This window comes from Flavobacterium polysaccharolyticum (assembly GCF_038739875.1).
Taxonomy (GTDB): Bacteria; Bacteroidota; Bacteroidia; order Flavobacteriales; family Flavobacteriaceae; genus Flavobacterium; species Flavobacterium polysaccharolyticum.
This window is the reverse complement of sequence record NZ_JBCGDP010000011.1, coordinates 1-15,319: the sequence shown is the minus strand read 5'-3', so window position 1 is coordinate 15,319 and position 15,319 is coordinate 1. Positions and strand designations below refer to the sequence as shown.

Here is a 15,319-nt window from a genome sequence, read left to right as displayed (position 1 = left end):
ATTATTTTAAAAAACATAAAAATGATAAAAAATTTCAAATGGTTACTATTGGCTTCTTTGGCTTTTGTAGCATGTGATAACGAGGATGAAGTTAAAATAGATTCTAATTCATCAGACGGAAAACCATTAACCGTAGGTTCAGCTGTTGTGACTAAATATGTTGCTTTAGGAGATTCTTACGCTGCTGGGTATAGTGATAATGCACTTTTTTCATTAGGACAAGAAGGTTCTTATGCGAATATAATTGCAAAACAATTTGCTCTAGCAGGAGGTGGGGAATTTAAAACCCCTTTAATGGCAGATAATGTTGGAGGATTATTATTGGGTGGGAATGTAATTGCTGGACCAAGATTGTATTTTAATGGATCGGCTCCTGTAACTGTTACGGGAAAACCTTCTACAGAAGTTACAACTAAATTAACAGGGCCATTTAATAATTTAGGGGTGCCAGGGGCTAAAAGTTATCATTTGGTTGCCTCAGGTTATGGTAATGTTGCGGGTGTTGCTGGAGGATTAGCTAATCCTTACTTTGCAAGATTTGCAACATCGGCTTCAACAACGGTGGTTGCTGATGCTGTTGCTCAAGATCCTACTTTCTTTTCGTTGTGGATTGGAGGAAATGACATCTTAGGATATGCTACTTCTGGTGGTTCGGGGAAAAATCAAACGGGTAATTTAAATCCAGCGACTTATGCAAGTAATGATATTACAGATCCTAATGTTTTTGCGAGTGCCTATTCTACAATAGTTAATGCTTTGACAGCAAAAGGAGCAAAAGGAGTTGTTGCCAATTTGCCTTATGTAACCGCTTTGCCTTATTTTACTACTGTGCCATTTAATCCGCTTTCTAATGCTGTTTTAGGTGGAGGGAATGTTGCTGTTGGACAAGCTACAGTAGATGCTTTAAATACTCAATTGTATGGCCCATTAAAACAAGCTTTAACGGCTTTTGGGGCAGGAGATAGAATTAATCTTATGTCTACTACTACTGCTAATCCTTTATTAATAAGAGACGAGTCGCTAGCTAATTTGTCTGCTCAATTGACAGCTGCATTTACACCTTCATTAGGTGCTGCAACAGCAGCTTTTTATGGTCAAATCTTTGGTCAAGCCAGACAAGCAACAAAAGATGATTTAGTAGTCTTGACTACGCAATCAGTTATTGGTACGGCACCAGCTGGAATTCCTGCTCCTTTAAACAAGTTTGGAATTACTTATCCTTTACAAGATAAAGATGTTTTGACAAAAGATGAAATACTTGAAGTGAAAACTGCAACAGATGCTTATAATGCAACCATTAAGTCGGTTGCTGATGCTAAAGGTTTGGCTTTTGTAGAGTTGAAAGGAGTAACCGATAAATTAGCGAGTGGAGGAATTGTTTACAACGGTTATAATACTACTTCGACCTTTGTAACTGGTGGAATGTTCTCATTAGATGGTGTGCATCCAAGCCCAAGAGGTTATGCAATTATAGCTAATTTATTTACAGAAGCAATTAATGTTAAATATGGTTCCAATTTTAAAAGTGTGAACGTAGGGTTGTATCGTATATTATATCCAGCATCGCTATAGAAAGACCAAACAAACAATAACCAAATGAACCACCTGTATAATGCAGGTGGTTTTTTATTGAAATGAAAAATGAATTTGATGAAAGTAGAGGGCTGCTTTTGTGAGTTTGATAAAAAATATCATTTTTTTTAAAAAAAAGGTATTGATTATGTATTTTAAAAAATATATCTTTGCACACGGAAAAAAGCATCTGAAAGACCTGATTTCTGAAGATGAATTTCACAAACCTAAATAGCTATTTAATAAATACATAAGTAATGTCTAAAGTAATAGGAAAAGTTGCCCAAATCATTGGCCCAGTAGTGGACGTAGTTTTCAACGGTAAGGATGTTGAACTTCCAAAAATTTATGACTCATTAGAAGTCACTAGAAAAGATGGTACTTTATTAGTACTAGAAGTGCAATCTCACATTGGTGAAAATACCGTTCGTACCATTTCGATGGACTCTACAGATGGTTTAAGCAGAGGTTATGAAGTAGTTGGTACAGGAAATCCAATTCAAATGCCAATTGGTCCAGATGTTTACGGACGTTTGTTTAATGTGGTTGGAGATGCTATTGATGGTTTAGGTGAATTGCCTAAAACTGGTGAAAACGGATTGCCAATTCACAGACCAGCTCCGAAATTCGAAGATTTATCTACTTCTTCTGAAGTTTTATTTACTGGTATTAAAGTAATCGATTTGATTGAGCCTTACGCTAAAGGGGGTAAAATTGGATTGTTTGGTGGTGCTGGTGTTGGTAAAACCGTATTGATTCAGGAGTTGATTAACAATATTGCAAAAGGTCACGGTGGTCTTTCTGTATTCGCAGGAGTAGGAGAAAGAACGCGTGAAGGAAATGACTTGCTTCGTGAGATGTTAGAGTCTGGAATTATTAAATATGGTGAAGATTTCATGCACTCTATGGAAAATGGAGGATGGGATTTATCTAAAGTGGATATGCCAGGAATGAGAGAGTCTAAAGCTACTTTCGTTTTCGGACAAATGAATGAGCCTCCAGGAGCTCGTGCACGTGTGGCACTTTCTGGATTGTCTATCGCTGAGTATTTCCGTGATGGAGCTGGATCTGATCAAGGAAAAGATGTATTGTTCTTCGTGGATAACATCTTCCGTTTTACGCAAGCAGGTTCTGAGGTGTCAGCACTTTTAGGACGTATGCCATCTGCGGTAGGTTATCAACCAACATTGGCAACTGAGATGGGTGCGATGCAAGAGCGTATTACTTCTACAAACAAAGGATCTATTACATCTGTACAAGCGGTTTACGTTCCTGCGGATGACTTAACTGACCCTGCGCCAGCAACAACTTTTGCTCACTTAGATGCAACAACAGTATTGTCTCGTAAAATTGCTGAGTTAGGTATTTATCCTGCGGTAGATCCATTGGATTCTACTTCAAGAATTTTGACTCCTCATATCTTAGGAAATGAGCATTATGACTGTGCACAAAGAGTAAAAGAGATTCTTCAAAAATACAAACAATTACAAGATATCATCGCTATCCTTGGTATGGAAGAGTTGTCAGAAGATGATAAATTAGCGGTTTCTAGAGCGCGTCGTGTTCAACGTTTCTTGTCTCAACCATTCCACGTAGCAGAGCAATTTACAGGTATTCCTGGAGTTTTGGTTGATATTAAAGATACCATCAAAGGATTTAACATGATTATTGATGGAGAATTAGATCATTTGCCAGAATCTGCTTTCAACCTTAAAGGTACTATCGAGCAAGCGATCGAAGCAGGAGAGAAAATGTTAGCCGAAGCATAAAATCAGTTGGTAGTTTTCAGTTGGTAGTTGTAAAACTTCTAACTTCTAACTTCTAACTTCTAACTTAAAATATATGATTTTAGAAATTGTATCAGCAGAAGCAAAATTATTTAATGGTGAAATTACTTCTATTACCCTTCCAGGTGTAGACGGAAGTTTTCAAATCTTGAATAATCACGCGCCAATTGTTTCGTTACTAAAACAAGGAACTGTAAAAATTGCAGCCAATAGTTTTGATTTTATAAGCGAAGGAGAAACTAAATTTAAAAAAGTTTCTAATCAATTATACACACTTGATATCGAGTCTGGAACAATTGAAATGAAAGACAATAAATTGATTCTTTTAGCAGACTAAGAGAATATAGAATAGAAAAGAAAGCCCAACAATTGTTGGGCTTTCTTGTTTTATGTCATTGATTGTTTTTGGTGATGTTTCCCAATTATGGTCAAGGCCGCCGCTATTAACACTAAATTCTTGACAATGTATTGCCCGATTAATGTTGGATAAAAAAGCGTTGTGTTAAAGCATAATCTAGGAACGATAACTATTGGGAAAAAGGTTACGAACATATGTAGTAACAAAAGCAGTATCACGATAGGCGTCCATTTTTTTATCAAAAGTCCAAAACCAATCATCATTTCTGCTACTCCTAGTAAGGGTATGAAAATGGAAGGTTCAAGCCAATATACGGTTTCTTGAACTAATTCTTCTGCAGGGCTTGTTTCGAAGACTTTTAAAGCGCCAAACCATATGTAAACAATAGCTAATGATACTCTCAGTAGTGTTGCGCTGTAAACGTCTATTTTTCTACTGAATTGGCTATAAAAGGTTTTGAGTTGTGTTTCCATAGTATTTAATTGAATTAAAACCTAACAGGGGCTCAATCCTGTTAGGTTACATTGATAATAAAAGCAATAACCAATTGTTATATTACCAACTTTTTATTTTTGTTCTTTATTCAGCGCCATCTGTTTTGGCTCTTGAAACTGCGAATTCACCAACTGTTTCACCTAGTAGTAATCCTTTTTCACAATCGCTTCTATAGTGAATGGCTCCATATAGTCTTGAATTAGATGCCTCTTTGGCGAAGGCATTGAATTTTTCTTTTGATTCAGGTAAGAGATGTGACAATACTGTTGCTGCAGCTGCGCTAAAGCTGGAATGGCCAGAAACATAGGCAGGGAAATTAGGTATTCCTGTTGTAGTTTTTATTGATATGTCCATTTGTGAAGGTCTTGGGTTGAAATAGAAGTACTTGGCATCCCAACAACTAATGGCGGCATCCATCATAGCAAGGTTAAGTAAAGCCATATTTCTTGCCCAGCGGATTTCACTGTAATTCTGTTGTACAAAATGTTCAGTTGCTATGGCATTCCAATGTCCGGGAGGTGTATAAGTGCCAACACCATCTGCCCAAAAAGTTACAATTCGTTGTTGTTCTTTAGTGAGACTGGTGCTAAATTTTTTTATCTCGGCCAGTTCTTTTGCAAAAGCTTCAGATTTTGTGGATGGTGGTGGTACAGGTCGACTTGCCACAACATCAGCAGGAGTCATTAAAAATGATTTTACATTTCCAAACAATGGTAGCATCGGTGGGCGTTTTGGTGCATCAAGTGAGATCCACGGAGTTTCTCCTTTTGCGATAGCATTGGATTCTAATTGAGCCCATATTGCTGGTGTTCCTATTGCGGCTCCTGCTCCATCGCCAGCGGCTCTTGTTATGAATTTAGCAGCAATTTTTCTTCCTAGAGCAATTCCAGCTTCTACATCACTTCGAACGTTGGCTCCGCTAATGATTCGGTACAATTTTTCTTCATCCGCTTTTTCTTGAATGTAAGCGATTTCTGTAGGGAAAAGCAATTTTAGTAATTCTACGGTTACTCCAGAAAGTACACCGTCTTCAGAAGGATAGGCGGGTAAAGTACTTTTAGGAACTAATACTTGTAAGTTTGCATCTACAGTGTAGGGAGCGGCTCTATTGTATATTTTTTTGTAATGCCAAGCTGAAATTAATGCGTCATATTGTGCTGCGCTAACATACGCATAGGCTCTTGCTGCATAAGGTGGATTTGAAAAGGGAAATTTCGGATACCCAAATGGATTGGCGGCAGAAGGCGCAGGATAAGTTCCGTCTTCGTTTTGATAAGGCGGACGGTTGTGTCTTGCGACTAGGGTTCGCATAATTTCGTTCCAGCGAAGAACGCCGCCTACTCGCCAATAGGCAATGATTTTTTTTTGTTCTTCTGTTATGCCAGCTTGGTAGCTTTTGATTTCGTTAATTTCACGTGTGTAAGCTGCTGTATTTGTTGCTACTGGAACATCGATTGGAAATTCATCTGGTGCTGTTAGTAAAATTGGTTTCCAAGTTCCGCCGTTAGCATCGATATTGGTTGGGTTTAAAGCCTGAAAATTATCATTGCGTTCTGTAACCTCTTCACTACAAGAAAAAACAAATAACGACAGTGCAATGATAAGGCTATTTAAAAGTGATTGGTATAGTTTAGTTTTCATTTTCGGTAGATTTTTTTTCAAAATTGATAATATAAAACAAGCCTCCATAAACGGTTTTGGATTGCCCAACATTTTTACCTTCAGCTACATAATTATACCCGCCAATTATTGATAATTCAGGGATGCTTTTGAGTGTGTATTTTGTATTCAATCCATATCTGATAGCGTTCATAGTATTGCTAGGGAAAGGCATATTATTTTTGGTAATGTCAAAACCTCCTTTTTGTGTAACCCAATTATCAATTATGAATTCAGCAATTAATCGATTAGAGCGATAGCCCATTCTAAAATTAACCGAAATAGCATCAGGCATGTTCACTTTATTGGTATATAGAATTTCGTTGTTGGTTAAGTAGGAATTTCTTTCAATTGTAACGTTTGCTCTTTTTATATAAGCTCCAGAAAGCGTACTGAAAAAATTACCTCTTTGAAAATCTCCCATAATTCGTAAGGTTCCTGTATTGCTTCCAAGGCCCAAGCTAAGGGGTAAGTAATCGATAGCATAATTGGATAGTGGAGTAGAATAGCTCCCAATAAAATAAATGGAATAGGTGTTTTTTCCAATTGTTTTTTCAATTGGCATGTATTTTAAAGTTAAGGAAAGGTCTTGTATTCCTTTTTGACCTTTCATTGTGCCTTCAGAAGCATTTGTTTTTACATAAGGCAAACTAAACAATAGATTCAATTTATCCGAAATTCCGTAATTACCCATAACTGCTAATGATTTTGTGCTTACAGTTCCAAGATTTAAATTGGTTCTTTTGAAATTACCTTCCCAGTAGTTATCCCAACTGCTGTATTGGTATATTGCTCCTGTGCAAAAGTTATTTTTACTCATCATTATCCCGTCAATTTCGGTTTGAGCTTTTGTGTGTAAGAATGTCATTAATAGACAACTTAAAATGATTTTTTTCATTTAAATAATCAAAATGGTTAGTACTGTTTATTATTAGTGAGGAGTGGGTGTAACACTAAATTTTTTGTTCAAATTAAATCGGTACGAGTAGCCAATGTTAATGGAGTAATCTGCAAATGCTGCATCTCCTTGCACGTGAACATATTTACTTGGATCCGTGATTACCGAATTTTGTAAGTTTTGACTAGCGATGTCTGCGGCGCTTTGAATGCGGTTTTTAACTATGTTATAAGGGATAAATAGACTAAAACCATGTTTTCCTATGCGATAGGAAATCCCGTATTCTATGGCAATAACATAACCTGGTCTTCTATAGGCTACTTGACCTCCAAAGACATCATAGGCAGGTATTCCTTCAAACCTTCCTGCTAATGAAATGGATAGGTTTTCTTTTTTATCTACCGCCGCTACTACTCCTAAACGACCAAAATATTGATCGGGTGAGGCGTATATTTCATAGCCTTCGAGTCCTGCTTTAGGTGCAGATTTGAACGAGCCGTTTGATTCTTGAGGATTGAATAAGTAATAGCCATTCAAAAAGCCATAAAGTCTTCCTGATAATTTTCGGAATGCTTGTATTTCAAAGGTATAACCTACGCCACCATCACCTGGTTGAATGGCTTGGTCCATCACTACGTTTTGAGTAGTTCCGTTGGTTTGAGGGGCATTGTCTCTACGATCGTGACTGCCATTGTTAAGTTTTATCCCTACGCCAATCATTACATTTCCTTTGGTAACTTTTGTAGGGTCGAATGCCCAAAAGTTGGCACTTAAACGCACATCGGCTAAACCATCAGCAAAAACACTATACCTTAGGGTGTCTTTGGTTGGAGCGGTTTGTCTCAAAACTTGTGATCGTTCGTAGTGTACGTAAGGAATTGTTGCGTTTAATTGTATTCTATTGGTTAGTCCGTAAGAAAAATTCAAATCTATGGCGTGCGAATATATGTTTACAGCGTTTCCAAGTTCTTTTCCGTTTGCATCGTGTCCGCCACCGGTAGTTTGTCTCTCTAGTTGTTCTTCCTTTCCAACAAAATGGCGCCAAGAATGAAAATACCTGTAGTTCGTGCCTACTTGAAATTCTCCTTCTTCAAGGTTGTATGTATTGGTAGCATTCATATTTTGTCCTCCCATTTGTCTAACTGCAACACAGCCTTGTGCTGCGACTTTAGAAATCAGCAATAAACTGATTATGGGTAAGTAGATATATAATTTGCGTAATAGTATAGGCATAATGATTTATTTTACAGCAAAACATAACTTTTATGCAATCATTCTTGAAAGAACAATTTTCATAATAGTCTCGTTTTCTGTGCTCTACTTTTTTGAAAATAGAGATTGGATTAGTTTAATTTGAAATGTTTTGAACTGAAGAGCTCTTTTTTATTTATTGATGTCAAAACACAGCACTGAATAAGTTGTTGCCAGTGAGAATATGGCCACTATTGTGAGCCTTGGTTTGTTTTGAATCTAATAAAATAAAACGATTAAACTAAGTCTGGAGGGGAATAGGGTAAATTGAAATAGCCACAAACTGGTTTAACGATTTGTGTTTTTTGAAAAGAAGCTCTAGCTATTTGGGGTGTAGAAGGTGTGCTAATTAGTAAAGGTTTTGTAACCAAATAATCAGTTATAAATGTTTTTAGAAGCTTTTTTGCTGGCGACTCTTTTGATGGAGAATCATCAAATAATTGTTGATTTACAAGGTTTGTGAGTTCAGAGCTAATTTTGTCCTGATGCGTGTTTGGCAAATAATATAAGTACAGGATGTTGTTTTTTATACGTTTTTTAAAAACATGATAATACGTATTGTTGATTTCTATGTTTTGATTTACGTATTCAAAGTCGGTATCTTGTACAAAAGAATAAATGGAAGCGTTTACTTCAAGAACTTGGTATTCAGAAGTTGCTTTTTCTTGCATACTAGAGACCCATTGGTGTTCTTCTTTTTGATGAAATAAAAGATAGTACCCTATTACATTGTAGAATAAGGAGGCAATTAGAAATACCGATGCCAAGCGTTTCGTCATGCTCCGAAAGTAAAAAACAAATTGATTGATTTCGTGTTACTTAGTATTTTTTAAGTTTTTTTTAACATTAAAAAAATTGATAGTAAATTTTTATTATTAAAAAATTAAGAATATTTCGCCAATTTTTTTCTAATCACTTGTTTTTATTAAATGACCAAAGCGAATTGTGTTTTTAAAAAAGTCCTTATTTTTGTTGACTATGAAACAGCTTCCTCAGCCTCTTGAACAAAAGTTAGCCGCCAGACAAGAGCAAAATGCGCTTAGAAAATTGCCTTTGGCCAACCAATTAATCGATTTTGCATCAAATGATTATTTAGGTTTTGCAAAATCGGAAGCTATTTTTACAGCCACACACCATTATTTAGTTAATCATAATTGCATAATCAACGGAGCAACAGGTTCGCGATTGCTTTCGGGGAATCATACTTTGTATTCTACTACAGAAACTTTTGTAGCTGCTTTTCATCAAGTGCCATCTGCTTTACTTTTTAACTCAGGCTATGATGCCAATGTTGGTTTTTTTAGTGCTGTACCTCAAAAAGGGGATTTTGTTTTGTATGATGAATTGTGTCATGCATCAATCAGGGATGGGATTCAGCTGTCCAATGCCAAAGCCTATAAATTCAAGCATAACGATTTTGAAGATTTGGAACGACTTATTTTGAAGTTCCAGTCTTTGGAAAATCAGCATTCCAATACCATTTATGTAGTTACGGAAAGTGTTTTTTCTATGGATGGAGACTGTCCAAATTTAGAAGAACTGGTTCAGGTAACCACAAAACATAATTGTTATTTAGTTATTGATGAAGCACATGCGTTGGGGGTTTTTGGTGAAAAAGGAGAAGGATTGGTGCAGTTTTTGGGTTTACAAGAGCATTTTTTTGCTCGGATTGTTACTTTTGGAAAAGGCTTAGGTTGTCATGGTGCTGTTGTGCTAGGTTCTGAGGCATTGAGTAGTTATTTGGTCAATTTTGCCCGAAGTTTTATATACACTACAGGACTTTCTCCACATTCCGTTGCAACAATTCTTAATGCTTATCTGGTGTTGGATGCTAAAGCAGCAGCAATTGGTGAATTGAAAGAGCGAATTAATTTTTTTAATCAAGAAAAAAGCCGCTTCAGTTTGAAGCCGCTTTTCGTTCGAAGTAAATCGGCTATTCAGTCGGCTATAATTCCAGGAAATGCTAATGTAAAAGCCATTGCAAAACAACTTCAAGACAAAGGATTTGATGTAAAACCGATACTTTCCCCAACGGTTCCCGCCGGACAAGAGCGCTTGCGTTTTTGTTTACACAGCTACAATACTGAAGCTCAAATTTCCGAAGTTTTGTATTGTTTGTCGTTGCTTCTCTAAAAAAATTACATTTCATAAGTCTCGTGTTTTCTGGGTTTTTTGAAAAAAATAAAAAAAGTTTGTAACGTTTTTATTTGTTGATTACTTACGAGTCGTAATCAAATAATTAGATATTGTTTTAATCATCAATCATTAACCCAAAAAAATCAAAACCCATGAAAAATGTAAAAACACAATCCCAAAACCAAATCTTTTATGTATTACTTTTTTTAGCTGGAATTAGCTTAGGTTATAGTCTAGTAAAAGAGTTTGTATTTGATAAACCAGAAAACGGTTTATTACTAATCACTGCATGCTGTTTGTTAGCCAGTAATTCCTCAACAAAGAATAAATAGAAGGCTAAAACACAATCATCAATCAATCAAAAAAATCAACAATCATGAAAACAATCAAAACACTTATTTTAGGTTTAGTAACGGTAGCAAGCTTTAGTTTTTCAACACAAGCACAAACCAAAAAAGCAAACGAAAATTCTTTATTATGGGAAATTTCAGGAAACGGATTAGCACGTCCTTCTTATGTATATGGAACCTTACACATGATGTGTGAAAGTGATTTTATCATCAAAGAAAAAGTAAAAAAAGCATTTGATAAATCAACTAAATTAGCCTTAGAGTTAGATTTTGACGACCCATCAGAATTAAAAGCGATGCAAGAAATGAGTGTTAGTAAAGTAGCTTTGAGCACTCTTTTGACTCCTGACGATTATAAAAAATTAGATGTTCTTTTGAAAGAAAAAGTGGGAGTAGGTGCTAGTCAATTTGAGACTACTAGTTTGAGTTCTTTAATGAGTTTACTAATGATAAAATCTTTAAATTGTCCTCCTAAAGTATATGAATTAGAGTTTTTTCAAATGGCTCAAAAACGCAAGATGGAAGTAGTAGGTTTAGAGAAATTTGCGGCTCAAATTGCTACATTAGAGGCGGCTTATCCTCCTCATGAAATGGTTGAGCAGTTGGGAAATTATGACAAAAAACATTTCGATTTATTAACTCAAACCTATAAAAGTGAAGATTTAAAGGCCATTTATGAAATGGTTAATGATCCTAAATTTATGGATGAAAAAAGCAGACCTATAATGTTAGACAACCGCAATAGTAATTGGGTTAAAGATATGCCAGCTATGATGCAAAAAGAAAGTGTTTTCTTTGCCGTAGGAGCAGCGCATTTAGGTGGAGAAATAGGTGTTATTAATTTATTAAGAAAAGCAGGCTATACTGTAAAACCAATTGTAAATTAAAGTTTTGAAAAATAAAGAGCAAGAATTTTTATCCCGGATTGAAAAGCACAAAGGTATCTTGTATAAGGTTTCCAAAATGTATATGGATAACCGAGACGATCAAGAAGATTTGTTTCAAGAAATCATTTGCCAGTTATGGAAAGCTAATGATAGTTTTAAAGGAGAGAGTCAGTTTTCTACTTGGATGTATCGTGTAGCTATTAATACAGCAATAGTATTTTTAAAGAAAGAAAAGAGAAAGGTTGATAAGTACGAAATAGCTTCCGAAAATGTAAAAGAAGATGAAGATGATTCTCATATAAAAGAAAGTCAATTAGATCATTTTTATCGAGCTGTTCAAAAATTGGATAAAATTGATAAAGCTATTATTTTTTACCAATTAGAAGGTTTCTCTCATCGGGAAATTGGAGAAAACTTGGGGATTTCAGAGGGAAATGCCAGAGTGAAATTGAATCGAGCAAAAGAAAAATTAAAAGAAATTATAAAAAATCAAGGATATGGATTTTAACGATATACAATCAGCATGGAACAACGAAAACACAAACAATGTGGTTGTTCCCACTCAATTAGAGAAAGTACAACAGGCCAATACACCGCTGGATAAGATTAAGAAAAATTTGAAAAATGAATTTATTTATCAAATAGTATCAATTGTTCTGATAGGATTTGCACCTTATTTAAATAGATTTCCTGAGCAAGCCATCATACCCTTTTATTTGTTGTTCAGTTTGTTTGTGGCGGTTAGTGCTTATTATTTAATTAAGTTGTTTCTTTTTTATAAACGATTAAACAAAACAGCTTTGAATACCAAAGACAATTTATACGAAACCTATTTTGATATTCGCTTGAATATGGAACTTTACAAGACGTTTGGTTTTGCCTTAACCCCCTTTATGATTTTGTTTTTGGTTGGGGTTTTATATTTTACATTGCCTAATGGTGCAACATTATTTACCGATAGTGCCAATAGTATAGTACTGTTTGTTTCAGTTTTGTTTAGTATGCTGTTTATGGGGGTAGCTTTAGAATGGTGGGTACACTATTATTATGGAAAATACGCTAAAGAAATCCGAACCGTTTTAGACGAGTTAAAAGAAGAATAAATAGTAAAGCAACTTTCGGGTTGCTTTTTTTGTGTTGTAATCATAGTAGGCTTTGTAAATTCTTTGCGAACTTTAAATACAATTTTTTTGCCACGGATTCAACGGATTTTACTGATTATTACTGAAAATTACTTCTGAATTCATTGATAGCGTATAGGTAAGTTTACCATTAATGGAAAGAGATAATGGATTATGATTTTAAAAAAATAAAAAACATAAAGTTTTGTGGTTTATTTTTGTCACCGATTCAATTAATTTCAGATGTAAATTAAGTTTATGGCGTGATTATTACACAGAGGTATTACCGAAGTAATTTTAAAAGTTTATTATGAAGTCTATAATGAACTTGGCTCTGGATTCCTTGAAAAAGTATATCAAAATGCTATGTATTTTGAATTAAAAGAAAAAGGCTTTAAAGTAGAAGCCCAAAAGCAAATTAAAGTATATTTCAAAAAGCAACTTGTTGGAGAGTATTTTTCAGATTTGTTAGTTGAAGATAAAGTAATAGTAGAATTAAAAGCAACTGAAATGTTGATGGATGTTCATATGGCTCAAATAATGAACTATTTAAAAGCAACTGAAATAGAAGTTGGATTGTTGCTGAACTTCGGCGAAGAACCAGAATTTAAACGTATTATATATACAAACGATAGAAAAGTTAATTTAAAAAATCAGCGATAATCCGTTCCATCCGTTTTATCCGTGGCAATTTAGAATATGAAATTATTTATTACAGGAATAGGTACCGATGTGGGTAAAACCGTTGCAGCCACTATCATCACTCAAGCTTTAGAAGCCGATTATTGGAAGCCTATTCAGGCTGGAGATTTGGATCATTCTGATAGTCATAAAGTAAAGGCCTACGTGTCCAATCAAAAGACTGTTTTTCATCCCAACAGTTATGCTTTGCATACGCCTGCAAGCCCTCATTATGCAGCCGAAATAGATGGTATCACCATTGATATCACTCAGATTAAAGAACCGGTAACCGAAAACCATTTGGTGATAGAAGGCGCAGGTGGAATTTTAGTTCCTTTAAATGCAACGGATACGATTGCCGATTTGATTCAACCCGATTATAAAGTGATTGTGGTTTCCCGTCATTATTTGGGGAGTATCAATCATACACTGTTGACTATTGAGGCATTACAAAATCGAAACATTGCTGTCGCTGGAATCGTTTTTTCTGGAGATGAAAATCAAGCAACCGAATCTATTATTTTAAGTAAAACAGGAGTAAAATACATTGGGAGAATTGAACAAGAACCCTATTTTGACACGAATGTCATCGCAGAATATGCCGATTTATTTCGTGAGCAATTATTGAGTTTGTAATTATGAATACAACAAATATTCCTTCTTCTGAAACAATGAAGCTTACAGAAAGAGACCAAAAACATCTTTGGCATCCGTACACTCAACATAAAACAGCGGCTTTACCGGTCGGAATTGTCCGTGGCGAAGCGGCCTTATTGTGGGACGAAAGTGGTAAAGAATATATTGATGCCATTGCATCGTGGTGGGTCAATCCGTATGGCCACTCGAATCGCTTTATTGCGGATGCGATTTATAAACAACTCACCACTTTAGAGCACGTGCTTTTTGGAGGTTTTACGCACGAACCCGCTGTTGTTTTATCCGAGAAATTAGTCGAAATTTTACCTAGCAATCAGCAAAAACTCTTTTTTTCGGACAATGGTTCTACCGCTGTCGAAATTGCGATAAAAGTCGCTTTGCAGTATAACTTTAACCAAGGGATTTCAAAAACAACAATTATTGCTTTTGAAGATGCTTTTCATGGCGACACTTTTGCGGCAATGGCGGCGAGTGGTATTTCGTTTTTTACTGAAGCTTTTCAAGGAATGATGATTGATGTCGTTCGGATTCCTGTTCCAGTGCAAGGAAAGGAAGCGGAAAGTATGGCAGCTCTTCAAAAAGCAATTGCCGATAAAAATTGTGCGGCTTTTATTTTTGAACCTTTAATACAAGGTGCCGCTGGAATGGTGATGTATGCACCCGAAGCCTTGGATAACTTGCTTCAAATTTGCAAAGAAAACCAAGTATTGACCATCGCCGATGAAGTGATGACTGGCTTTGGGAAAACCGGAAAAAACTTTGCTTGCGATTATTTGAAAACGTTGCCCGATATGATGTGTTTGTCTAAAGCCTTGACTGGTGGAACTATTCCTATGGCGATTACGACTTTTACCACGGACATTTTCGATGCTTTTTATGATGATCATATCAATAAAGCCTTGTTTCATGGCCATACGTTTACGGCTAATCCAACAGGTTGTGCTGCTGCTCTAGCCAGCATCGAATTGTTGCAAACCGAAACGATGCAGTCCAACATTCAACGCATTCATCAACGCCATTTGGACTTTCAAAAGCATATTGGTATGTATCCAAAAGTAACCACTACTAGAGTTTTTGGGGTAATTTTCGCTTTAGAAATCAAAACCGATGGAGCAGCGAGTTATTATGGTTCTTTGCGTAATAAGCTCTACGATTTTTTTATTGAAAATGGAGTAATTCTGCGTCCAGTTGGGAATATAGTTTACATTTTGCCGCCCTACGTAATTACCGATGCACAGTTGCAAAAAGTGTATGAAGTAGTTGAAAATGCTTTGGAAATAGTGTAGTTTTTTAAACACGAATTTCACGAATTGGCACGAATTAAAAAAAATTAAAGACATTGTCTTGTCCTGAAATAAGTTTACATAAAAATGTAAATTTATGATCAATCGTGCAGGAACAAACACTACAAAACGTTATTCTAATTATTCGGAGGAATTCAAACGTAAGGTTTGCGAAGAATATATT

At 35.6% G+C, this 15,319-nt stretch carries 15 protein-coding genes; 10 read left to right on the top strand and 5 right to left on the bottom strand.

Annotated elements, in window-relative coordinates:
* Positions 1-21 precede the first annotated feature (21 nt).
* The 3 genes from WFZ86_RS11850 to WFZ86_RS11840 all read left to right on the top strand — a co-directional run bounded on the left by WFZ86_RS11850 (position 22) and on the right by WFZ86_RS11840 (position 3,696).
* Complete coding sequence (locus tag WFZ86_RS11850; protein WP_342692109.1) at positions 22-1,572, top strand: G-D-S-L family lipolytic protein; 1,551 nt, start codon at positions 22-24, stop codon at positions 1,570-1,572.
* 257 nt (positions 1,573-1,829) lie between these two features.
* Entirely contained in the window at positions 1,830-3,341 is a 1,512-nt protein-coding gene (gene atpD / locus WFZ86_RS11845; RefSeq protein WP_064716067.1) for a F0F1 ATP synthase subunit beta, read from the top strand.
* Between the two features lie 73 nt (positions 3,342-3,414).
* Positions 3,415-3,696: a F0F1 ATP synthase subunit delta/epsilon gene (locus tag WFZ86_RS11840; protein WP_024979835.1), complete on the top strand. Its 282-nt coding sequence runs from the start codon at positions 3,415-3,417 to the stop codon at positions 3,694-3,696.
* A gap of 50 nt (positions 3,697-3,746) precedes the next feature.
* On the opposite strand, the gene WFZ86_RS11835 is transcribed toward WFZ86_RS11840, so the two are convergent.
* The 5 genes from WFZ86_RS11835 to WFZ86_RS11815 all read right to left on the bottom strand — a co-directional run bounded on the left by WFZ86_RS11835 (position 3,747) and on the right by WFZ86_RS11815 (position 8,799).
* Entirely contained in the window at positions 3,747-4,190 is a 444-nt protein-coding gene (locus tag WFZ86_RS11835; protein ID WP_342692108.1) for a DoxX family membrane protein, read from the bottom strand.
* A 106-nt stretch (positions 4,191-4,296) separates the two neighbouring features.
* On the bottom strand, positions 4,297-5,853 hold the full coding sequence (locus WFZ86_RS11830) for a vanadium-dependent haloperoxidase (RefSeq protein WP_342692107.1): 1,557 nt from the start codon (positions 5,851-5,853) through the stop codon (positions 4,297-4,299).
* Positions 5,843-6,739, bottom strand: a complete 897-nt coding sequence (locus tag WFZ86_RS11825) for a hypothetical protein (RefSeq protein ID WP_342692106.1) — start codon at positions 6,737-6,739, stop codon at positions 5,843-5,845. Before WFZ86_RS11825 ends, WFZ86_RS11830 begins: the two co-directional genes overlap by 11 nt.
* A 63-nt stretch (positions 6,740-6,802) precedes the next feature.
* Positions 6,803-8,002 carry a hypothetical protein gene (locus tag WFZ86_RS11820; protein ID WP_342692105.1) on the bottom strand — a complete coding sequence of 400 codons (1,200 nt, stop codon included), beginning with the start codon at positions 8,000-8,002 and terminating at the stop codon, positions 6,803-6,805.
* Positions 8,003-8,256: 254 nt separating this feature from the next.
* The gene (locus WFZ86_RS11815; RefSeq protein ID WP_342692104.1) at positions 8,257-8,799 is read right to left on the bottom strand and encodes a hypothetical protein; all 543 of its coding nucleotides are present in this window, start codon (positions 8,797-8,799) and stop codon (positions 8,257-8,259) included.
* A 199-nt stretch (positions 8,800-8,998) separates the two neighbouring features.
* Here WFZ86_RS11815 and WFZ86_RS11810 point away from each other — a divergent pair, with 199 nt between their 5' ends.
* The 7 genes from WFZ86_RS11810 to bioA all read left to right on the top strand — a co-directional run bounded on the left by WFZ86_RS11810 (position 8,999) and on the right by bioA (position 15,138).
* The gene (locus WFZ86_RS11810) at positions 8,999-10,153 is read left to right on the top strand and encodes an aminotransferase class I/II-fold pyridoxal phosphate-dependent enzyme (RefSeq protein WP_342692103.1); all 1,155 of its coding nucleotides are present in this window, start codon (positions 8,999-9,001) and stop codon (positions 10,151-10,153) included.
* Between the two features lie 379 nt (positions 10,154-10,532).
* Entirely contained in the window at positions 10,533-11,393 is an 861-nt protein-coding gene (locus WFZ86_RS11805; protein ID WP_342692102.1) for a TraB/GumN family protein, read from the top strand.
* Between the two features lie 4 nt (positions 11,394-11,397).
* The gene (locus WFZ86_RS11800; RefSeq protein ID WP_342692101.1) at positions 11,398-11,901 is read left to right on the top strand and encodes an RNA polymerase sigma factor; all 504 of its coding nucleotides are present in this window, start codon (positions 11,398-11,400) and stop codon (positions 11,899-11,901) included.
* Positions 11,891-12,496 (top strand): hypothetical protein, encoded by a 606-nt coding sequence (locus tag WFZ86_RS11795; protein ID WP_342692100.1) that lies wholly within the window; start codon positions 11,891-11,893, stop codon positions 12,494-12,496. The genes WFZ86_RS11800 and WFZ86_RS11795 overlap by 11 nt, the downstream gene beginning before the upstream one ends.
* 300 nt (positions 12,497-12,796) lie before the next feature.
* Positions 12,797-13,177, top strand: a complete 381-nt coding sequence (locus WFZ86_RS11790; protein WP_342692220.1) for a GxxExxY protein — start codon at positions 12,797-12,799, stop codon at positions 13,175-13,177.
* Positions 13,178-13,213: 36 nt separating this feature from the next.
* Positions 13,214-13,831 (top strand): dethiobiotin synthase, encoded by a 618-nt coding sequence (gene bioD, locus WFZ86_RS11785; protein ID WP_342692099.1) that lies wholly within the window; start codon positions 13,214-13,216, stop codon positions 13,829-13,831.
* A 35-nt stretch (positions 13,832-13,866) separates the two neighbouring features.
* Positions 13,867-15,138, top strand: coding sequence for an adenosylmethionine--8-amino-7-oxononanoate transaminase (gene bioA / locus WFZ86_RS11780; RefSeq protein ID WP_342692219.1), 1,272 nt, complete (start codon positions 13,867-13,869; stop codon positions 15,136-15,138).
* Positions 15,139-15,319: the final 181 nt, after the last annotated feature.